This is a genomic window from Yoonia sp. (genome assembly GCF_965660735.1).
Classification (GTDB): domain Bacteria; phylum Pseudomonadota; class Alphaproteobacteria; order Rhodobacterales; family Rhodobacteraceae; genus Yoonia.
Genome location: NZ_CBFIBD010000033.1, coordinates 11745 through 32621 on the forward strand (window position 1 = coordinate 11745; position 20877 = coordinate 32621).

At 60.7% G+C, this 20877-nt stretch carries 20 protein-coding genes and 1 pseudogene; 13 read left to right on the plus strand and 8 right to left on the minus strand.

The window, feature by feature from the left end:
- Positions 1–28 precede the first annotated feature (28 nt).
- From ACTG4B_RS12010 to ACTG4B_RS12035, 6 genes are all read left to right on the plus strand, one after another.
- Positions 29–2902: a formate dehydrogenase subunit alpha gene (locus ACTG4B_RS12010; RefSeq protein WP_439155940.1), complete on the plus strand. Its 2874-nt coding sequence runs from the start codon at positions 29–31 to the stop codon at positions 2900–2902.
- Positions 2903–2915: 13 nt separating this feature from the next.
- Positions 2916–3509 carry a formate dehydrogenase FDH3 subunit beta gene (fdh3B, locus tag ACTG4B_RS12015; protein WP_439155941.1) on the plus strand — a complete coding sequence of 198 codons (594 nt, stop codon included), beginning with the start codon at positions 2916–2918 and terminating at the stop codon, positions 3507–3509.
- A gap of 70 nt (positions 3510–3579) precedes the next feature.
- Positions 3580–4782, plus strand: a complete 1203-nt coding sequence (locus ACTG4B_RS12020; RefSeq protein ID WP_439155942.1) for a formate dehydrogenase subunit gamma — start codon at positions 3580–3582, stop codon at positions 4780–4782.
- 12 nt (positions 4783–4794) lie between these two features.
- Positions 4795–4920: a hypothetical protein gene (locus ACTG4B_RS12025; protein ID WP_439155943.1), complete on the plus strand. Its 126-nt coding sequence runs from the start codon at positions 4795–4797 to the stop codon at positions 4918–4920.
- A gap of 109 nt (positions 4921–5029) precedes the next feature.
- The gene (locus ACTG4B_RS12030; protein ID WP_439155960.1) at positions 5030–6181 is read left to right on the plus strand and encodes a Gfo/Idh/MocA family protein; all 1152 of its coding nucleotides are present in this window, start codon (positions 5030–5032) and stop codon (positions 6179–6181) included.
- A gap of 253 nt (positions 6182–6434) precedes the next feature.
- The gene (locus ACTG4B_RS12035; protein WP_439155944.1) at positions 6435–6683 is read left to right on the plus strand and encodes a peptidase; all 249 of its coding nucleotides are present in this window, start codon (positions 6435–6437) and stop codon (positions 6681–6683) included.
- Positions 6684–6731: 48 nt separating this feature from the next.
- Here ACTG4B_RS12035 and ACTG4B_RS12040 read toward each other — a convergent pair whose 3' ends face one another.
- Genes ACTG4B_RS12040 through ACTG4B_RS12055 form a run of 4 tightly spaced genes read right to left on the minus strand, consistent with a single transcriptional unit; the run spans position 6732 to position 10616 of the window.
- Positions 6732–7292: a PqiC family protein gene (locus ACTG4B_RS12040; RefSeq protein WP_439155945.1), complete on the minus strand. Its 561-nt coding sequence runs from the start codon at positions 7290–7292 to the stop codon at positions 6732–6734.
- 2 nt (positions 7293–7294) lie between these two features.
- Positions 7295–9388 (minus strand): intermembrane transport protein PqiB, encoded by a 2094-nt coding sequence (locus ACTG4B_RS12045; RefSeq protein ID WP_439155946.1) that lies wholly within the window; start codon positions 9386–9388, stop codon positions 7295–7297.
- Positions 9385–10017, minus strand: coding sequence for a paraquat-inducible protein A (locus tag ACTG4B_RS12050; protein WP_439155947.1), 633 nt, complete (start codon positions 10015–10017; stop codon positions 9385–9387). Before ACTG4B_RS12050 ends, ACTG4B_RS12045 begins: the two co-directional genes overlap by 4 nt.
- Positions 9987–10616 (minus strand): paraquat-inducible protein A, encoded by a 630-nt coding sequence (locus ACTG4B_RS12055; protein WP_439155948.1) that lies wholly within the window; start codon positions 10614–10616, stop codon positions 9987–9989. The genes ACTG4B_RS12050 and ACTG4B_RS12055 overlap by 31 nt, the downstream gene beginning before the upstream one ends.
- 113 nt (positions 10617–10729) lie before the next feature.
- Between ACTG4B_RS12055 and ACTG4B_RS12060 the strand changes: the two genes are divergently transcribed.
- On the plus strand, positions 10730–11416 hold the full coding sequence (locus ACTG4B_RS12060) for a fumarylacetoacetate hydrolase family protein (RefSeq protein ID WP_439155949.1): 687 nt from the start codon (positions 10730–10732) through the stop codon (positions 11414–11416).
- Between the two features lie 8 nt (positions 11417–11424).
- On the opposite strand, the gene ACTG4B_RS12065 is transcribed toward ACTG4B_RS12060, so the two are convergent.
- Entirely contained in the window at positions 11425–12072 is a 648-nt protein-coding gene (locus tag ACTG4B_RS12065; protein WP_439155950.1) for a sugar transporter, read from the minus strand.
- A gap of 170 nt (positions 12073–12242) precedes the next feature.
- On the opposite strand from ACTG4B_RS12065, the gene ACTG4B_RS12070 reads away from it, so the two are divergent.
- Positions 12243–13184 (plus strand): YihY/virulence factor BrkB family protein, encoded by a 942-nt coding sequence (locus ACTG4B_RS12070; protein ID WP_439155951.1) that lies wholly within the window; start codon positions 12243–12245, stop codon positions 13182–13184.
- On the opposite strand, the gene kynU is transcribed toward ACTG4B_RS12070, so the two are convergent.
- Positions 13114–14307 (minus strand): kynureninase, encoded by a 1194-nt coding sequence (kynU, locus tag ACTG4B_RS12075; RefSeq protein WP_439155952.1) that lies wholly within the window; start codon positions 14305–14307, stop codon positions 13114–13116. The genes ACTG4B_RS12070 and kynU overlap by 71 nt on opposite strands.
- Positions 14307–15065 (minus strand): SDR family NAD(P)-dependent oxidoreductase, encoded by a 759-nt coding sequence (locus ACTG4B_RS12080; protein WP_439155953.1) that lies wholly within the window; start codon positions 15063–15065, stop codon positions 14307–14309. The genes kynU and ACTG4B_RS12080 overlap by 1 nt, the downstream gene beginning before the upstream one ends.
- A gap of 79 nt (positions 15066–15144) precedes the next feature.
- On the opposite strand from ACTG4B_RS12080, the gene ACTG4B_RS12085 reads away from it, so the two are divergent.
- From ACTG4B_RS12085 to ACTG4B_RS12105, 5 genes are all read left to right on the plus strand, one after another.
- Complete coding sequence (locus ACTG4B_RS12085) at positions 15145–15594, plus strand: methyltransferase family protein (protein ID WP_439155954.1); 450 nt, start codon at positions 15145–15147, stop codon at positions 15592–15594.
- Positions 15595–15698: 104 nt separating this feature from the next.
- Positions 15699–17273 carry a Re/Si-specific NAD(P)(+) transhydrogenase subunit alpha gene (locus ACTG4B_RS12090; protein WP_439155955.1) on the plus strand — a complete coding sequence of 525 codons (1575 nt, stop codon included), beginning with the start codon at positions 15699–15701 and terminating at the stop codon, positions 17271–17273.
- A gap of 14 nt (positions 17274–17287) precedes the next feature.
- Complete coding sequence (locus tag ACTG4B_RS12095; protein WP_439155956.1) at positions 17288–18721, plus strand: NAD(P)(+) transhydrogenase (Re/Si-specific) subunit beta; 1434 nt, start codon at positions 17288–17290, stop codon at positions 18719–18721.
- A gap of 112 nt (positions 18722–18833) precedes the next feature.
- On the plus strand, positions 18834–19997 hold the full coding sequence (locus ACTG4B_RS12100) for a M20 aminoacylase family protein (RefSeq protein ID WP_439155957.1): 1164 nt from the start codon (positions 18834–18836) through the stop codon (positions 19995–19997).
- Positions 19997–20596: an SAM-dependent methyltransferase gene (locus ACTG4B_RS12105; protein ID WP_439155958.1), complete on the plus strand. Its 600-nt coding sequence runs from the start codon at positions 19997–19999 to the stop codon at positions 20594–20596. Before ACTG4B_RS12100 ends, ACTG4B_RS12105 begins: the two co-directional genes overlap by 1 nt.
- A gap of 71 nt (positions 20597–20667) precedes the next feature.
- Here the strand turns inward: ACTG4B_RS12105 and ACTG4B_RS12110 are convergent.
- A pseudogene (locus tag ACTG4B_RS12110) lies at positions 20668–20877 on the minus strand (cyclic pyranopterin phosphate synthase); the annotation flags it as partial.

Sequence of the window (20877 nt, forward strand, 5' to 3'; positions counted from 1 at the left end):
CAATCCGGGGCCAGCAAGGGAGAGAGACATGTTAAAGAAAAAAACCAATGGGGTCGCGCGGCGCGCTAGCATCGACACACCGACCGCAAAAGGCACAGTGGACCGGCGGACATTTCTGCGCGGGTCCGGTCTGACAATCGGTGGCTTGACGGCAATTGCGGCGACGGGCGGCACTGTGACAGCGGCGAATGCCCAGACCGTCGATAGCGCGGCGCAGATGATCAAATCGGTTTGCACCCACTGTTCGGTTGGCTGCACCGTTCTGGCCGAGGTCAGCAACGGCGTCTGGACCGGTCAGGAACCCGGTTGGGACAGCCCCTTCAACCTGGGTGCACATTGCGCCAAGGGTGCGGCGGTGCGTGAACATGCCCACGGCGAACGCCGTCTGAAATACCCGATGAAGAAAGAAAACGGCGAATGGGTGCGCATCAGCTGGGAACAGGCCATAAACGAGATTGGCGACCAGATGATGCAGATCCGCGAAGAAAGCGGCCCGGATTCGGTTTACTGGCTCGGCTCTGCCAAGCACAATAACGAACAGGCCTATCTGTTCCGCAAGTTTGCCGCCTATTGGGGCACCAACAACGTGGACCACCAGGCACGGATTTGCCATTCGACCACCGTTGCCGGTGTGGCGAACACATGGGGCTACGGCGCCATGACCAACAGCTACAACGACATCCACAATTCCAAGGCGATCTTTCTGATCGGCGGCAACCCCGCCGAGGCGCACCCCGTTTCGCTTCTGCATATGCTGAAGGCAAAGGAAGAAAACAACGCCCCGCTGATCGTGTGTGATCCGCGCTTTACCCGCACCGCCGCGCACGCCGATGAATATGTCCGGTTCCGGCCCGGGTCTGACGTGGCGCTGGTTTGGGGTATCCTGTGGCACATCTTTGAAAACGGTTGGGAAGATCAGGAATTCATCCGCACCCGCGTCTGGGGCATGGACCAGATCAAGGACGAGGTCAAAAAATGGACCCCCGAAGAGGTCGAGCGTGTGACGGGTGCGCCGGGTGAACAGCTGCGCCGCGTGGCCTTTACTTTGGCCAACAACCGTCCCGGCACCGTGATCTGGTGCATGGGTGGCACGCAGCACACCAACGGCAACAACAACACCCGCGCATACTGCATCCTGCAGTTGGCACTGGGTAACATGGGCACCGCCGGTGGCGGCACCAACATTTTCCGTGGCCACGACAACGTGCAGGGCGCGACCGACCTTGGCGTTCTGGCCGATACGCTGCCCGGCTATTATGGTCTGGCACCCGGGTCATGGGCCCACTGGGCGCGCGTCTGGGAGGAAGATCTGGATTGGCTCAAGGGCCGGTTCTCGGATGCGTCGTTCGGCGACACCTCGATGATGAACCTGAACGGGATTCCTGTCAGCCGCTGGATTGACGGTGTTCTGGAAGACCGCGAAAACATCGACCAGCCCGACAACACCCGTGCGATGGTTCTGTGGGGGCACGCGCCTAACAGCCAGACCCGTCAGAAGGAAATGAAGACGGCAATGGAAAAGCTCGACCTGATGGTCGTGGTCGATCCATATCCGACCGTGTCCGCCGTGTTGCAGGACCGCACCGATGGTGTGTATCTGCTGCCGGCCTGCACGCAGTTCGAAACCCGCGGGTCCGTCACCGCATCCAACCGGTCGCTGCAATGGCGCGACAAGGTGGTGGAACCCCTGTTTGAATCGCTGCCCGATCATACGATCCTGGCGCGTTTCTCTGAGAAATTCGGGTTCCATGACAAAATTTTCCGCAACATCGCGATTGATGAGGGCGGAGAGCCGAACGTCGAGGACATCACCCGCGAATTCAACCGTGGCATGTGGACCATCGGTTATACCGGTCAAAGCCCCGAGCGTTTGAAACTGCACATGGCCAACCAGCACACATTCGACCGCACGACGCTGCGGGCGGTGGGCGGCCCGGCCGACGGTGATTTCTACGGTCTGCCATGGCCTAGCTGGGGCACTCCCGAGATGAACCACCCTGGTTCGGCAAACCTGTATGACATGTCGATTCCCGTCGCGCAGGGCGGCATGGGTTTCCGCGCCCGTTACGGTGTGGAACGCGATGGTGACAACCTGTTGGCCGAAGGTGTCTATCCTGTAGGGTCGGAAATTCAGGATGGTTACCCTGAATTCACCATGCAGATGCTGATGGACCTGGGATGGGACGGCGATCTGACGGCGGACGAACGCGCCGCAATCGATGCGGTGGCTGGCCCCAATACCAACTGGAAGACCGACCTGTCGGGCGGTATTCAGCGCGTCGCGATCAAGCATGGCTGTGCCCCTTACGGCAACGCCAAGGCCCGCGCCGTGGTCTGGACCTTCCCTGATCCGGTTCCACTGCATCGCGAGCCGCTTTACAGCAACCGCCGCGATCTTGTGGCCGACTATCCCACCTACGAAGACAAGAAGTTCTGGCGCGTGCCGACGCTCTACAAGTCGATCCAAGAGAATGATTTCTCGGAAGAGTATCCGATCATCCTCACATCCGGTCGTCTGGTGGAATACGAAGGCGGCGGTGATGAAACCCGGTCAAACCCATGGCTGGCCGAGTTGCAGCAGGACATGTTCGTCGAAATCAACCTGCGCGATGCCAATAATCTGGGTGTCCGCGATGGTGAACAGGTCTGGGTCGAAGGACCCGAAGGCGGCAAGGTCAAGGTGATGGCAATGGTGACCGAACGGGTGGGGGCCGGTGTGGCTTTCATGCCGTTCCACTTTGGCGGGCACCTTGAAGGCGTCGACCTGCGGGACAAATATCCCGAGGGCGCAGACCCTTATGTTTTGGGCGAAAGCACCAACACAGCACAAACCTATGGCTATGATTCAGTGACCCAGATGCAAGAGACCAAAGCGACTCTCTGCAAAATCTGGGCAGCGTAAGGAGACCAAGAAGATGGCAAGAGCAAAGTTTCTCGTCGATGCCGAACGCTGCATTGAATGCAACGCATGCGTCACGGCCTGTAAGAACGAACACGAGGTTCCTTGGGGCATCAACCGTCGCAAGGTGGTGACGATCAATGACGGCAAACCGGGTGAACGCTCGATCTCGGTGGCCTGCATGCATTGTTCTGATGCGCCCTGCATGGCGGTGTGCCCGGTCGATTGCTTCTATCAGAATGAAGAAGGGATCGTACTGCACTCCAAGGATCTGTGCATCGGTTGCGGCTACTGCTTCTATGCGTGCCCGTTTGGCGCGCCGCAGTATCCACAGGCCGGCAACTTCGGATCGCGTGGCAAGATGGACAAATGCACCTTCTGCGCCGGCGGCCCCGAGGAAAACCACAGCCAGGCCGAGTTCCAGAAATATGGCCGCAACCGGATCGCCGAAGGCAAGCTGCCGATCTGCGCCGAAATGTGCGCAACCAAGGCCCTGCTTGCCGGTGACGGTGCGGAAGTGTCGGACATCTACCGCGAGCGGGTCGTTGCCCGTGGTTTCGGGTCCGGCGCATGGGGCTGGGGAACGGCCTACGACCAGAAGGCCCAGTAACCGGACCTTTTTATCAAACGGGGCGGCCCTTGGGGCCGTCCCTTCGTCATTCCAGCCACAGGATCCGACTATGCTTCGCCTGATCGCAACTTGCCTGTTCTGCATCATTGCCGCCGCTGCCCCTGCACAAGAGGGCGCGCCAGTTGACAGCACCGTGTTGACCAACCCGGCGGTGTCCGGGCTGGAGGATATCCTGCGCCGACAGGCGGAACTGAAAACCGCCGACGATGCGGAACGCGCCACCCAAATCGGTGACCCGGCTGTCGCGTCACCTGAAACGGATCAGCTGGGCACGCTTGGCGGAGCATCCGATGCCGATCTTTGGCGCGCCTATCGTTTCAATGCCGCAGACATCGACACTCAGGTGCGCGGCCCGGCCAATACCACCTTGATTCAGGACAGCGGCATGTGGTGGCTTGAATTCCGTGACGGGCCGCTTGCGACTTATGGAGGCTGGCTTCTGGCTGGCACACTTGGTTTGCTGGCCTTGTTCTATCTGTTGCGCGGACGCGTGCGGATCGACGGCGAAAAAACCGGCCGCACGGTGACGCGGTTCAAGGCTTTCGAACGGTTCGGGCACTGGCTGTTGGCGGGTTCTTTTCTGGTGCTGGGGATCACCGGGTTGATTTCGCTGTTCGGGCGCAAGGTGATGATCCCGTTGTTCGGGCACGATAGTTTTTCGATCCTCGCGATTGCGTCGAAATGGGTGCACAACAACATATCCTGGGCCTTCATGATTGCACTTGTGATGATATTTTTCATGTGGGTGCTGGAAAACATCCCCAACCGGCTGGACCTGAAATGGATCGCCGTGGGCGGTGGGCTGTTCAAAAAGGGCGTGCATCCACCCGCCAAGAAATTCAACGCCGGCCAAAAGGTGATTTTCTGGTCGGTCATCGTGCTGGGCGCGTCCATTTCAGTGTCGGGTCTGGCGCTGCTGTTTCCGTTTGAACTGCCGTTGTTCGGGAAAACCTTTGGGTTGCTCAACGCGACGGGCCTGCCAGAGCTGGTGGGTCTGGGTGTCCTGCCCACCGAACTGACCCCACATGCGGAAATGCAGTTTTCCCAGCTCTGGCATGCCATCGTTTCATTCGTGCTGATGGCGATCATTCTGGCGCATATCTACATCGGCTCTGTCGGCATGGAAGGCGCGTTTGATGCCATGGGGTCTGGCGAAGTCGAAGAACAATGGGCGCGTGAGCACCACAGCCTGTGGGTGGACGAGGTGAAGGCGAAAGAAACGTCGTCCCGCTCTGCCACGCCAGCGGAATAGGGGATACGGATCATGAAAACGATGCTGATTGCCTTTGTCGCGGCCGGGCTGATTGCGGTTGGGGCGAATTTCGGGCTGGATTATGCGGGTTTCGGTGCCGATGAACGCACCGCTGGTGCCGCGGTGCGACTGGATTGATCCGCCAGGGCGCTGGTCGACCGGCTGATGTAAAAACTGTCGGACAGGTCTGGCGTTGATTTCCTAAATCGTTATCGTACCTGCGAACCTGCGCACGGAGACCAGTATGATGACAGATCAAAAGCCCATTCGCCTTGGCATGGTTGGCGGTGGCAATGACGCTTTTATCGGCGGTGTCCACCGCATAGCGGCGCGCATTGACGGGCGCTTCACGCTTGTTGCCGGGGCGCTGTCATCGACGCCTGACAAGGCGCGGGCGTCGGGGGCGGCGTTGGGGTTGGATCCGGCGCGCACCTATGATGATTTCAAGGCGATGGCGATCCGCGAGGCGCGCCTGAAAGACGGGATCGAGGCGGTGGCCATCGTCACCCCCAACCACGTCCACTATGCGGCTGCGCGCGAATTCCTCAAGCGGGGGATCCATGTGATCTGTGACAAGCCGCTGACATCGACAATGGCGGATGCGCGCAAGCTGGCAAAGGCCGCTGAACAAAGCGACGCGCTGTTTGTGTTGACCCACAACTACACCGGCTATCCGATGATGCGGCAGGCCCGTCAGATGGTGGCGGATGGGCAGCTTGGCAATCTGCGCGTGGTGCAGGTGGAATATGCCCAGGATTGGCTGACGCAGGCGGATGATGGCAAACAGGCCGCATGGCGGACGGACCCCGCGCAATCGGGGCTTGGTGGATCGACGGGCGATATCGGCACCCATGCGTTCAATCTTGCCAGCTTTGTCACCGCACTGGAACTGGAAAGTCTTTCTGCCGATATTCAGGCGTTCGTCAGCGGGCGACAGTTGGATGACAACGCGCATGTCATGATGCGCTTCAAGGGTGGTGCGCGCGGGATGCTGTGGTGCAGTCAGGTGGCACCGGGCAATGAAAACGGTCTGCGGTTGCGGGTCTATGGGGACAAGGGCGGGCTGGAATGGGGACAGGAAAATCCCGATCAGCTGTGGTTTACACCCTACGGCGAGCCGAAGCGGCTGTTGACGCGCGGCGGGGCGGGGGCAACGCAAGCGGCCAACCGTGTCACACGTATTCCCGGCGGCCACCCCGAAGGATACCTGGAAGGTTTTGCGACCATCTACCGTGAGGCGGCGGATGCCATCACCGCGCACCGTGACGGGCAGGCTGTCGCGGATGACGTGATCTATCCCACCATCGCGGATGGTCTGGCAGGCATGCAATTCGTAGATGCCTGCGTGCGGTCGTCGAAACGCAACGGGGCCTGGGTAAAGCTGGTTTCAGGTGATTGACAATGCAATCGGATGACCGCGTGTCGGTCACGTGCCGCGTGGCTTTATGGCATCCGGCGTGTGGGCATCTGTGCCAGCACCAACATCATATGCGCATCGCGCGTGCCCATCCGCCCAATGAGACCCGCCAGTCAATCCGGCAAAACAAAAACAACTCTTTGCGACAGAACAGTTGTGCCAGCCGCTGAACCTTTGTAATTTCAACGGGTCACTCGCAGGGTCAACTGCGGACATTACCCAAAGTTTTCATACAATGTTTTTGATGCGTTTTGCTGCCTACGAGCAGCAGATGAAGTGGACCGCAGTGGTGCTGGGCATTGCCAGTACGATTTGCGTCGTTCAGGGTTGGCAACTGGGCGCGATGATGTTGAGCCTGCCGTTTTGCATTATCTGGATGTATTGCGGGTGGCTGCGCCACGAGCCGCAATTGAAATATATCAACATGCTGTTTACCGCGCTTTATATGTACGGAATAGTCCGGTATTTTGTCGTCGCGCACTAAAGCGTTGCAATAGAAACGCAACTGGCGCTTTTTTCGGGGTGGAACAGCCTAACGCGCCAGGGTCCGCGCGATCTGTTCGGACAATTTCAGCAGGGCGCGCGCCTGTGCATCCGCAATGCTGCCAAGGCTTTGGTCGGGCATCGGCACCGCGATGGCAAAGCGATGGGTGGAATTGCGATACGCAATGCGGTCGCCGCCCACATAAAACTGTCCTGACAGCCGGAATATCCCGTCGGCACCCGCCAGCATCTGCGCGACGCGCACGTCAACCGCCACATCCGCCAGTTCCACAAAGGGCCATGGTTCTGGCCCCACATCAATGCTCAGGATGTCCGACAGGTTGCGGGTCAGCACCAGTGTCACGGCCCGCTGCGGATCATCGGCCCAGAACACGTTCTGGTTGGCACCGATCAGCCCGGTTTGTGTTTCCACCGCGATTTCCTCGACCGCGGCATAGGTGGGCAGGGACACGGTGCGCAGCAGGGCACTGTTCACCCGCGGTTGCAGTTGCAGTTGCGATTGCAGCGCGGGCATGGCAAGCCGGTCAGCGGGTGGGGTGCAGCCCGCAACAAGTGCTGTGATGGCCAGTATCGTCAGTTTTTTCAGCATCTTCAGCGTCCTGTGATCAGGGAATTGGGGTTGCGCTGGATCGCCCGCGACAGGGCCGATACCGCATCTGCGGCGGCTTGAATATCGCGCAGCGTGGCCAGCGTTTCGGCGTTGAATCGCGACCGTTCGCTATAGCTTTCGATGACGGCCTCGGTCTGGCTGACCAATGCGCTGGCCTGTGCGGACAGTTCGGGCAGGGTGCTGACGGCCTGTTCGACGGCGCGCGCGGCCTCGTTGGCGGATGCGAGTGCTGCGTTCACGTTTTCAATGGCACCGCCGTCACGGACCTCGGCCAGAAAGCCGCGCATCTGGTCCAGCGCGCCGTTCAGCGATGCTGGCAGGGCGGCGGCATCATCACTGCCGACCAGCCGGTCAATAGAGGCGAGCGTCTGTGTCGCAGACGTCATCAGCGCCTCAAACTCCAGCGTATTGGCGCGGGTCGTCAGGGCCTCGATGGAGGCGGTGATCTGGGGCAGGTTGCGGGTGGCTTCCTCGACATTTGCGGCCGCTTGCGTGGCCACGGCAAGTGCTGCATCGAAGTCGCCGACCAGATCGGCCTCGGATGCGCTGGCGATGATCGCGTCCAGATCGTTGATGACCTTGCGCAGATCGCCGGGCACGGCTTGGGTGTCCTCTGACGCCACAATCCCCCGCGCGTCTTCCAGCAGGGCCAGCAGCGCCCGCGGGGCATCGCGGGTGGCCTGGTCGGTGGCAAGCTGTTCAAGACTGTCCATCAGGTCAATGGCACCATCCATCAGTTCCTCGACCGGCAGGGCATTGATGCGGGCCAGCACATCCTCGGCGGTGGCGGCGACATCGGATATCTGCGATTCCGTGGTGGGGATGACCGGATACTGGCCAGAGGTGAAATTGATGATGGCCGGCAGCGCGTTTTCCACTTCGACCAGTTCGACGCTGAGCGAGCCGGACAGGATGTTGCCCGTCACCATCCGCGCCCGCAGACCCTGGTTCACGAAATCCGACAGCAGCTCCAGCGCGTCTTCGGGGGTGGCGTTCGCGCTCATGCCCAGCCTGCCGGGCTCGATCGCCAGAACCGCCTGCAACCGGACATCGGCATTTTCGCCTTCGCCGACGACGATGGCGCTGATTGCGCGGACTTCACCGACGCGAATCCCCTGCAAACGTACGTCTGATCCCGCCGACAGGCCGCTGACGGATTCTTCGAACAAGACCGCGACCTCCAGCACCTCGGCATTCGGATCGTTGAACAGGCTGTCGCGGGCGGTCTCGCGGCTGGGGAAAATATCAAAGGTCTGCCCGTCGCGGACGGGCTGGCCGCCTGATACAATGGTATCAAAGGCCACGCCGCCTTCGATCAGCGAGGCAAGCGAGTTGACGTCAAGTGATACGCCGCTGGCCCCAAAGGACACACTGAACCCGGACGTATCCCAGAACCGCGTGTTGCTGGTGATCCGCCGGTCATAGGGGCTTTCGATAAAGGCGCTGACGACGACCTGGTTGCCATCGAACGACAGTTCGGGATTTTCCAGATAGCCGACCTGTAATCCCTTGTGAAGCACCGGCGCACCAGCCGTGATCGAACCGCCATCGGCGGCACGCAACACGACTTGCGTGCCGCGCTGTCCCGCGCGGGTCAGTATGGGCTGTTCCAGGCCGGTAAATTCACTTTGCTGCACGTCGGCTTCGGTGTCCCAGTTGCCTTCGATATAGACGCCCGACAGCACGGTATCGAGGCCGGTAATCCCGCGCACCGATACATTCGGGCGCACCACCCAGAACTGGGCATCGTCATCCAGATAGGGGGCAACGGTCTTGTCGATGCGGGCATGAACCAGCACCACATCCAGACCGGGGGCGAACGTGACCTCCTCGACGGTGCCGACGGTCACGTCGCGGTATTTGATCTGCGTTTCCCCCGCAGAGATCCCGGATGCGTTTTCAAAGCTGATGGTCACCAATGTCCCGCGATCCTGAAAACTTTGCCAGGCCGCACCCAGCGACACCACCAGCGCGATAACCGGCACCAGCCAGACCAGCGACAGCCGTCGCCAGATGCGCTGTTTGACGGGGCGCACATCCAGGGGTGCGGGGCCTGTCTGGTCTGTATCACTCATGAAGGGGTCCTGTCTGCGTCCCAGATCAGCCGGGCGTCAAAACTTTGCGCGGCCAGCATGGTAAATATCACCGAAAGCGCAAAGCTGACCGCAGCAATTCCGGGGTTGATCGTTGCAATGGTATCGAGTTGCACGAGCGCCGACAGGATTGCAACGACAAATACGTCGATCATCGACCAGCGCCCGATGAATTCCACCGCCTCATATGCCTTGTGGCGGGTATGCTGGTTGGCACCTGACCGGCGCTGCACGCTAAGCGCAAGATAGCCGACTGCGATGAATTTGCCGACCGGGATAATGACCGACGCGATGAACACGATTGCCGCGATCCCGATAGACCCGTGATGGATCAGGTCGATCACACCGCCGACGATGGTGCTTTCGCTGCGTTCCACGAGGGTCGAGGTGCGCAGCATCGGATAGATGTTGGCGGGGACATAGGCGATCATCCCCGCAATCAGAAAGGCCCAGACCTTTTGCAGGCTTTCGGTGTCGCGGCTGACCAACGGGCCATCGCACCGCTTGCACGCAGCGATTCCCTGCTGATGGACCTGCCCGCAGCGCTGGCAGGCCACCAGGCCGGCCTCGCGGGCGGTGATCAGGCCGCCGAGTGTTCGAGAGCTTCCCAAATCGAATACCTGCAAATCATTGTGTCTTTCAGCGCCGTGATGACCACGACGCCAGCAAAAGCCCAGAATGCCGGGCCGATGGTCACGGCGGCAAGCCCCGCGACCTTGATCAGCGCCACGGTGACGCCAACGATGAAAATTTCAGCCATGCTCCAGGGGCGCAGCCATTCCGCGATGCCAAATGCAACACGCGCACCGGTGCGGGCGGGCTGTTCGCGCACCAGCGGGCCCAGCGCATAAATCAGCGTGCCCAATCGTATCAGCGGGATCAGCACGATGAAAAACCCGACAGCAATTGCCAGCGGAAAGGCCAGACCGTCATTGAACGCAAGAACCGCGTCGATCACCGACGTCGCATTGTGCAATCCGCCCGCATCCAGCGTCAGAAACGGAAAGCTGATGGCGGCGATCATCATGATAAAAGCGGTCAGCGCAAGGCTGAGGATCTGGGCGATCGCGGCAGGTTGGGATGTCATCAGCAACACTCCGCACCGCTGGCAATAGGCGCGGGTGCCATCGGGCATGTCACGGGCCACATGCAGCGTGTCGCACTGCGGGCAGGCGATCAGATCATCAAGTGGTGGCAGTGGTGCTGTCACGCTGGCTCCTTGCGGTTTGCGGGGTTTTAGCCCATGGATTTCGCCACGATACCCCGCTTGGCCCGGATATGCCACGGCCCAGCCCAGAGCAACTCAACAATCAGAGAGCATGCATGAGCGATACCCTGTTCCCCCCCCGTCCCGCGCCGGTTGTGCCCGTAAAGGGCAATCCGGGTTTTCCGGTTGCACGCATCTTTTGCGTTGGCCGCAACTATGCCGCCCATGCGCTTGAAATGGGCAATGAGATTGATCGCGAGGCGCCGTTTTATTTCACCAAATCGGCCCATGCGGTGCTGCTTTCGGGTCATGACATGCCCTATCCGCCGCGCACCAATGATCTGCATCATGAAATGGAACTGGTCGTGGCAATCGGCGCGCGGGCCCGCGATATTGCCCCGGGTGATGCGTCAAAAGTTGTGGTGGGCTACGCCTGCGGGCTGGATATGACGCGCCGCGATCTTCAGGCGCAGGCCAAGGACAAGCGCCGGCCATGGGACACAGGCAAGGATTTCGAAAATGCCGCGATCATTGCGGCCATCACGCCGGCCGATCAGGTCGGGCCGCTGGACGGGCTGCGCATCGCGCTGACGGTCAACGGAACGGTGACACAAGAGGCGCATTTGTCCGATATGATCTGGTCGGTTCCCGACATCATCGCGGATCTGTCGACGCTTTACACGTTGCAACCCGGTGATCTGATCATGACGGGGACACCTGCGGGCGTCGGTCCGGTGGTGGCCGGTGATACAATGCGCGGCACCATCGGTGACCTTGATCCGGTGGAAACCCGCATCGTCTGAACGCGTTATCAGGCCGAGTTCGCACGGCTTGGCTGGCCGTCGAGAATGAAATCGCAAGGCAGGGCGCGATCCACGACGCGCTGCGCGTTGGGGATGTCATTGCCTTCGGCGCGGCGGGTCGCGACTGACGGCGAGTAATTCAGGCTCAGCCAGCGTTGGATCAGGCGGGCGCGCAATTCCTGCATCGGCACGTCGATCCGCGCGGTCACATCCCACAACGGGGCCAGTTCCGCCCAGGGGGCTTCGTCGAACATCAGGTAATTGCCTTCGACGATGACGATCGCCGCATCTTGCGGCACCGCCACCGCCCCTGCGATCGCCAGATCACGTGCGCGGTCGAACACGGGCGCATATACCTTTTCGCCAGCCTTGATTGCCTTGATCAAACGGATGAATCCGGGCGCATCAAAGGTTTCGGGCGCGCCCTTGCGCGGGCGCAGCCCGTGGGCGTCCAGCACCGTGTTGTCCAGATGAAACCCGTCCATCGGCACAATGGTCGTCTTGCGTTTCTGGGTATTCAATCGGCGGGCAAGTTCGGTCGCCAGCGTGGATTTGCCGCAGCCGGGCGCGCCGGTGATCGCGACCAGCTGGGGCACATCATGCCGGTCAAGCAGATGATCCGCCAGAATATTGACGTGGTGGGTCAGAGTAGACACTTGTTTTACCTGTCGATTGCCGAGCTTTGCCCTGTTTTGTTCAAGCGTAGCGTGGCCTGACCATTTGTGCGACCTGTTTTTGGTGCTCATCGCCAGTCCTGCGTGCGCTGTGGGAAAATTGCGATGAAAAGTGGCACCCGCGTGGTCTTTGCCCTAGTGTGAACGCTGGCATGGACACGAATGAACACAAATCACCGACGCAAAAGGCCCTGTTTGTCTGGCGGGTTCTGGTTTCCGTGTGGAAAACGGCAAGTGAAAAGCACCTTGGCCTGATCGCGGCAGGGGTGGCCTTTTTCGGGATGTTCGGCATCTTTCCGGCCATTGCAGCCGTAATCGCGATCTTTGGTCTGATGGCAGATCCCGCCGTGATCGCCGAACAACTGACCTTGATGGAAGGGATCATTCCGCCTGACGCCTATCGGTTGTTATCGGCACAGATCAACGGCCTTGTAAATGCGGGCAGCGATACGCTGGGCTGGGCGACGGTGGTGTCGATCACGCTGGCGCTATGGTCGTCGCGCGCCGGGGTCAGTGCATTGATTGGCGGGCTGAACGCGATTGCCGGACAGCGGATGCGCAACGGGTTGTGGCAGATGGTGGTGGCGCTATTGCTGACCCTGGCGCTTGTGGCGCTGGCCATCGTGGCAATGACGGCGGTGGTTATTCTTCCGATCGTGCTGGCCTTTATTCCGCTTGCAACCTCGACGGCGTGGCTGCTCGAGGGCGCGCGCTGGATTCTGGCGCTGGGCGTGCTGATGGCCGGGCTGAGCCTGCTTTACCGCTTTGGCCCTGCACGGATCGAAACGCGCGGGCGCTGGATGACAGTGGGGGCCTTTGTTGTGGTGATCCTGTGGGTCGCGGCATCGGCGGGGTTGTCATACTACCTGACGAATTTCGCCAGCTATAACGAGGTTTACGGATCAATCGGCGCGGTGATCGGCCTGCTGCTGTGGCTGTATGTCAGTGCCTATCTGATCCTTTTGGGGGCCGCGCTGAACGTGGCGGTGCATGGCCATGGCACGCGGCCCAAGACAGATGATATCATGTCACCGCCGCCCGCTGCTGATGCGCCGGATCATCCCACAGACGATTCTGCATCACATCCGCAATAACGGCCACGGCGCGGTCTACGTCGCCCGCGTCGATGAACAGCGGGGTAAACCCGAACCGCATGATGTCGGGCGCGCGAAAATCGCCCACCACCCCGCGCGCAATACAGGCCTGCATCGCGGCGTAACCATCGGCAAATCGGAACGACACCTGGCTGCCGCGCCGCGCCGGATCACGCGGGCTGGCCAGTGTCAGCACGGGGCAGGCGGCCTCGACCCCCGCAATAAACCTTTCGGTCAATGCGATTGACGCGCGCCGCAGCGCGGCCATATCCACCGTATCCCAGATATCCATCGCCGCATCCAGCGCGGCCATCTGCAAGACCGGCGGCGTGCCCACGCGCATCCGTTCGATCCCCGCGCCGGGTCGGTAATCCAGGTCAAATGCGAATGGGGCCGCGTGCCCCAGCCAGCCGGACAGTGCAGGCTGGCAGCTGTCGACATGGCGGGGTGCCACATAGATGAACGCCGGCGCGCCCGGCCCGCCATTCAGGTATTTATAGGTGCAGCCGACGGCGAAATCGGCGTGACATCCCGCCACGTCCACCGCCATCGCGCCAGCGGTATGGGCCAGATCCCAGACCGTGACGGCACCCGCCGCATGGGCGGCCTGCGTCAAGGCTGCCATGTCGTGCAACCGGCCCGTGCGGTAATCGACCTGCGTCAGCATCAGCACGGCCAGATCGCTGTCAATGTGATCGGCAACCTCTTCTGGGGCCACGACACGCAGTTCATGCCCGCGCCCCAGAGATTTGATCAGCCCCTCGGCCATATAGATATCGGACGGGAAATTGCCGCTGTCGGTGACGATGACCTTGCGATCCGGCACCAGATCAAGGGCGGCGGCCAGCGCCTGATAAACCTTGATCGAGAGCGTATCGCCCAGCACCACATGCCCCGGTTCTGCCCCGATCAACCGCCCGATCCGGTCACCAAGCGCCGACGGCTGTGCCATCCAACCTGCGCGGTTCCAGCCGGTGATGACCATTTCGCCCCATTCATCGGTCACGGTCTGCGCGACCCGCGCCGCAGTCGTCTTTGGCAGGGGCCCCAGCGAATTGCCGTCAAGATAGATCATCCCGTCAGGCAGGTGAAACAGCGCCTTGGTCGCAGCAAAATCGGTCATCAGACCTGGCCCCCGGAAATCTGGATCGTCTGGCCGTTCACGCTGCGTGCCGCATCCGAACACAGCCACATGGCCGCCCCGGTGGTTTCATCGACCTCCAGCAACCTGGCGTGGCGGTTGCCCTTGGCGATGATGTCGATGGCACCTTGTTCATCCACATCAAAACGGCGCATGAGGCCCGGCAATTGATTGCGCACGATCGCCGTATCGACATAGCCGGGACACAGCGCGTTGAACGTGATGGGGCGGCGCATGTATTCCTCGGACAGGCCACGGATCAACCCGATGACGCCATGTTTCGTGACGGTATAGGGCACTGCATTCTTTAGCCCGCGCACCCCGGCGATGGAACTGACCACGATCATGCGCGCCGCATCGTCATCGCCCAAGGTGGCAAGGGCCGCCTGAAAGGTTACGAATACGCCGTCGATATTGGTGGCCATCGTGCGCCGCCAGTCGGCCATCGTAATCTTGTCAAAGGGGCCGCCTTCGGCGATGCCGGCATTGGCCACGCAGATGCGCACCGGTCCGCGCAGTGCAGCAGCGGCCGCGATCCCTTCGCGCACCGAGGCCTCGTCCGTCACATCCATTTCCAGCGCGTTCAGGCGCGGATGCGATGCCGCCACCTTTGACAGTGTCTGCGCACGGCGGCCCGTGATCGTGACTTCGGCCCCTGCATTGGCCAATGCGATTGCGATTCCCTTGCCGATCCCGGTGCCGCCGCCGGTCACCAGCGCATGTTTGCCTGCATGTTCCATGATCTGTCCTTTCGTTGCGCCCATGCTAACCGCACAGGGGGCGTGGACAAGTCCGAAACCAACCGGCAATAAGGGCGGCATGAAATGGATCGACATTCCCCCCGCCTGGTTGCTGCTTGCCGTCGTCATGACGTGGCTGATCAGTGATGTTCAACCGATGTCACTGGCGCTGGGCGGTCCTGTGACGGATCTGGGGGGTGGGCTGCTTGTGGGGGGTGGTATTGTGCTCATGCTGCTGGCTGTCGCGGAAATGCGCAAGCGGCAGACGACTGTCATTCCACATCAGGAGGCAAGTCACCTTGTCACCTCGGGCATTTTCAAACGCAGCCGCAATCCGATCTATCTGGGCGATACGCTGATCCTGGCGGGGCTCGCGCTGCGGTGGGAGGCGCCGCTGGCGCTGATCCTTGTGCCGCTGTTCATGGGGACCATCACCCAGCGGTTCATCATTCCGGAAGAAAACCGTCTGCGCAAAAAATTCCGCGCAGATTTCGCCCGCTATTGCGAAAAGACGCGTCGCTGGCTGTAACTGTTAGCGCATGACATAAAAGAACGCGGGCGCGCATCCCTTGTGAAATATTCTTCCGCACTATAATCGTTTGAAACTGCAAGAACGAATATGGGGGATGGCCCGTGAAAGTCGGCACACCAAAAGAGATATTTGAAGGCGAGGATCGGGTCGCGATGACCCCTGCATCCGCCAAGGATCTGCAAAAGCTCGGGTATGACTGCGTGATTGAAACCGGCGCGGGTATCGCTGCGGGGTTTTCGGATCAGTCATACAAGGACGCGGGCGTCGAGGTGGTGAAAACCGCCGCTGCCTTGTGGAAAGCTGCCGACATCGTCGCCAAAGTGCGCCCGCCGTCGGATACCGAGGTCAAGCGCCTGCGCGAAGGCCAGACGCTGATTTCGTTCTTCTATCCTGCCCAGAACAAGGATTTGATGGAAGCTGCCAACGCCAAGGGCGCGACCGTCATTGCCATGGATATGGTGCCGCGCATCAGCCGGGCGCAGAAAATGGATGCGCTGTCGTCCATGGCAAATATCGCCGGTTACCGCGCGGTCATCGAAGCGAGCAACAATTTTGGCCGCTTCTTTACCGGGCAGATCACTGCTGCGGGCAAGGTGCCCCCGGCCAAGGTGCTGGTCGTGGGGGCCGGTGTTGCCGGTCTTGCCGCGATTGGTACATCGACGTCGCTCGGTGCGATTACCTATGCCTTTGACGTGCGCCCCGAAGTGGCCGAACAGGTTGAATCCATGGGCGCGGAATTCGTTTTCCTTGATTTCGAGGAAGAACAGCAGGACGGGTCGGCAACGGGTGGCTATGCCTCTGTCTCCAGCCCCGAATTTGCCGCGGCACAGCTGGCAAAGTTCCGCGAACTGGCCCCCGATATTGATATCGTGATCACCACGGCCCTGATCCCGGGCCGCGACGCGCCAGAACTCTGGACCAAGGACATGGTCGACGCCATGAAACCCGGTTCTGTCATCGTGGACCTTGCCGCCGAACGGGGCGGCAACTGCAAACTGACCGTCAAGGACGAAAAGATCGTCACCGACAATGGCGTCACAATCATCGGCTATACGGATTTTCCCAGCCGGATGGCTGCACAGGCATCGACGCTTTATGCCACCAACATCCGCCATATGATGACGGACCTGACCCCTGAAAAAGACGGCACACCGGTCCACAACATGGATGACGACGTGATCCGCGGGGCGACGGCCACACACAAGGGCGAAGTGACGTTCCCGCCACCACCCCCCAAGGTCGCAGCCATCGCCGCAGCCCCGAAAAAGGAAAAGCCCAAGGAACTGACCGTCGAAGAAAAGAAGGCGCAGGAAATTGCCGCGTTCAAGGCGCAAACCCGCAATCAGGTGACTTTGCTGACCGTTGGCGCGGTGTTGCTGCTCGGGGTCGGTCTGGTCGCCCCTGCCAGCTTCATGCAGCACTTCATCGTCTTCGTGCTGGCGGTCTTTGTCGGCTTTCAGGTCATCTGGGGCGTGGCGCATTCGCTGCACACGCCGCTGATGGCCGTCACCAACGCAATTTCGTCGATCATCATTCTGGGGGCCCTGACGCAGATCGGGTCTGGATCGTTCCTTGTGATCATCCTTGCTGCGCTGGCGGTCTTTATGACCGGCATCAATATATTCGGCGGCTTTCTTGTGACACGGCGCATGCTCGCCATGTTCCAGAAATCGTGAAGGAGTAGAGAACAATGGAATATGGTTTTACGACAGCGGCTTATGTCGTCGCAGCGGTTCTCTTTATCCTTTCGCTTGGCGGCTTGTCGGGACAGGAAAGCGCGAAACGCGCGGTCTGGTATGGCATCGCGGGTATGGCGCTGGCGGTGCTTGCCACGCTGATCGGGCCCGGGTCCGGTCTCTGGCTTCTCTCGATCATCCTGATCGCGGGTGGCGGCGTGATCGGCTACCAGCTTGCCACCAAGGTGCAGATGACGCAGATGCCCGAACTGGTTGCGGCGATGCACAGCCTTGTGGGTCTTGCGGCGGTTTTCGTGGGTGTCATCGCCCATTTCGAACTGGGTCGCGTGATGGGCATGGATGCCGAAGGCAAATCAGCGCTGGAAGGTTTCGCCGCCTTGCTGGCGAAAAAGGACGGCGTTGAAATCGCGATCCTGCGGGTCGAACTGTTCCTGGGCGTGTTTATCGGTGCGGTGACCTTCACCGGCTCTGTCATTGCCTATGGCAAGCTGGCGGGCAAGGTAAACAGTGCCGCAGCCAAGTTGCCCGGCGGGCATCTGCTGAATGGCTCGGCCGCAGCCGTGTCGCTGCTTTGCCTGGTCTGGTACTTCAATACCGGTGGGTTCCTTCCGCTGTTCCTGATGACACTGGCCGCATTGTTCATCGGCTATCACCTGATCATGGGCATCGGCGGGGCGGATATGCCTGTCGTCGTTTCAATGCTGAACAGCTATTCCGGCTGGGCCGCAGCGGCGATTGGCTTCTCGCTTGGCAATGATCTGTTGATCGTGGTCGGCGCGCTGGTGGGGTCCTCGGGTGCGATCCTGTCGTATATCATGTGCAAGGCCATGAACCGGTCTTTCATCAGCGTGATTCTGGGGGGGTTTGGCGGCCCTGCGGGCGAACAGATGGCGGTTGAGGGCGAACAGATCGCCATCGACGCCGACGGCGTGGCAACAGCCCTGAACGAAGCCGACAGTATCATCATCATCCCGGGCTACGGCATGGCCGTTGCGCAGGCGCAATCGGCGGTCGCGGAACTGACCCGCAAGCTGCGGGCCAAGGGCAAGAACGTGCGCTTTGCGATCCATCCGGTTGCCGGGCGCTTGCCGGGTCACATGAACGTGCTGCTGGCCGAAGCCAAAGTGCCCTATGATATCGTGATGGAAATGGATGAAATCAACGAGGATTTCCCGGATACGGACGTTGCCATCGTGATCGGGTCCAACGACATCGTGAACCCGGCCGCACAGGATGATCCCAACAGCCCCATCGCGGGCATGCCGGTGCTGGAATGCTGGAAAGCGAAACAGGTGTTCGTGTCCAAACGCGGGCAGGGAACCGGTTACTCCGGGATCGAAAACCCGCTGTTCTTCAAGGAAAATACGCGGATGTTCTATGGTGACGCCAAAGCATCGCTGGACGCGCTTTTGCCCAAGATCGACTAGAACGGGCGCATCAGAAAATCAAAAGGCCCCGCCGGAAACGGCGGGGTCTTTTTGGTATCCGGTAGACAACCCCATCACCCGCGCCATATGAAAGACAGATCAGGAGAGTGCCATGCCAATCAAGAACCGCTTTGCCGAAATGCTGCCGGAGATCACCGCTTGGCGGCGCGATCTGCACGAAAACCCCGAAATTCTGTTCGATACGCACAGAACGGCGCAGATCGTGGCCGACAAGCTGACTGCTTTTGGCTGCGACGAGGTGGTGACAGGGATCGGGCGGACCGGTGTGGTGGGTGTCATCAAGGGCAAACAGGACACCGCTGGTCGCGTCATCGGGCTGCGTGCGGATATGGATGCGCTGCCGATCCACGAACAGACCGGGCTGCATTACGCGTCCAAAACCCCGGGCGCGATGCATGCCTGCGGCCACGACGGGCATACCTCCATGCTGTTGGGGGCTGCGAAATATCTGGCCGAAACCCGCAATTTTGACGGCACGGTCGTGGTGATTTTCCAACCCGCCGAAGAAGGCGGCGGCGGCGGCCGCGAGATGTGCGCAGACGGCATGATGGACCGCTGGAACATTCAAGAGGTTTACGGCATGCACAATTGGCCCGGAATACCGCTGGGCCAGTTTGCGATCCGCGAAGGCGCGTTTTTTGCCGCGACCGATCAGTTTGACATCACCGTCAAAGGGCGCGGCGGCCATGCCGCGAAACCCCATGAAACCGTCGATGCCACTGTCATTGCGGCGCATCTCATTACAGCGCTGCAAACCATCGCCAGCCGCAACGCAGACCCGGTGGATCAGGTCGTCGTCTCTGTCACATCGGTTGCATCGTCATCGCACGCCTACAATGTGATCGCCCAAGAGGTGCATTTGAAAGGCACCGTGCGCAGCATGTCGCGCGCCATGCGGGATCTGGCCAAGGATCGGTTGATCACCATTGCCCGCCTGACCGCCGAAAGCCTGGGTGGCAAGGCAGAGATCGCCTATCATCTGGGCTATCCTGTCATGGTCAATCACGCCGACCAGACCGATTTTGCCGCTGACGTGGCCAGATCCATTTCCGGGCAATGCGACGACGCCCCGCTGATCATGGGAGGCGAGGATTTCGCCTTCATGCTTGAGGAACGCCCCGGCGCCTATATTCTGGTCGGCAACGGCGACAGCGCCGCCGTGCATCACCCGGAATACAATTTCAACGACGATGCGATCCCTGCGGGCTGTTCGTGGTGGGCGGGCATCATCGAAAACCGCATGCCGGTCGTCTGATGTGGGAAGAACGCTATCGCAAAAATGACGGCTATCTGTTCGGGACGCAAGCGGCCGCCGTTCTCACAGATAACCCGTGGCTGATCCTGCCGGGGCAATCCGTGCTGTGCGTGGCCGACGGCGAGGGGCGCAACAGTGTGCATCTGGCCCGCGCAGGCATGCGGGTGACATCCTTTGATACCGCAGCGACCGCTGTTGCCCGTGCCAAGGCGTTAGCAGATGATGCGGGGGTGCAAGTCGATGCGCATGTGGCAGGGTGGGACGAATGGGACTGGTCACAGCAGTTCGATATGGTTGCGGCGATCTTTATCCAGTTTGCCGACCCCGCGTTTCGCGCGCGCCAGTTTGCTGATATGCAGCGTGCCTTGCGTCCCGGCGGGCGCATCGTCCTGCACGGCTATCGGCCGGAACAGGTCGGACGCGGCACGGGTGGACCGCCGCACATCGAAAACATGTATACTGTTGCGGATTTGACCGCGCGTTTTGACGGCTGGCAGATTGAACGCTGTGCACCTTATGAACGCGATCAGCGATCAGGCCGGGGGCATGTGGGGCAGGCGGCACTTGTTGATTATATCGCCCGTAAGCCGGGCGGATAAAATATCGCCCGTAAGCCGGATGGATAAAACGGGGCGCGAAAACCGCGCGTCTGGCAGGTCACCCGGCGGACTTATCCGCCGGTATGTGACATGTGCCGGCTGACCTGACCATCGACCTTTTGGCGCGAATAATCGAAATCATGCCCTTTGGGTTTCAGTGCGATGGCGGCGCGAATGGCGTCTTCCAGTTCGGCATCCGCCTCTGACGCGCGCAGGGGGCCGCGCAGGTCGGAATGGCCTTCCTGTCCCAGACAGGTATAGATTTCGCCGGTGCAGGTGAT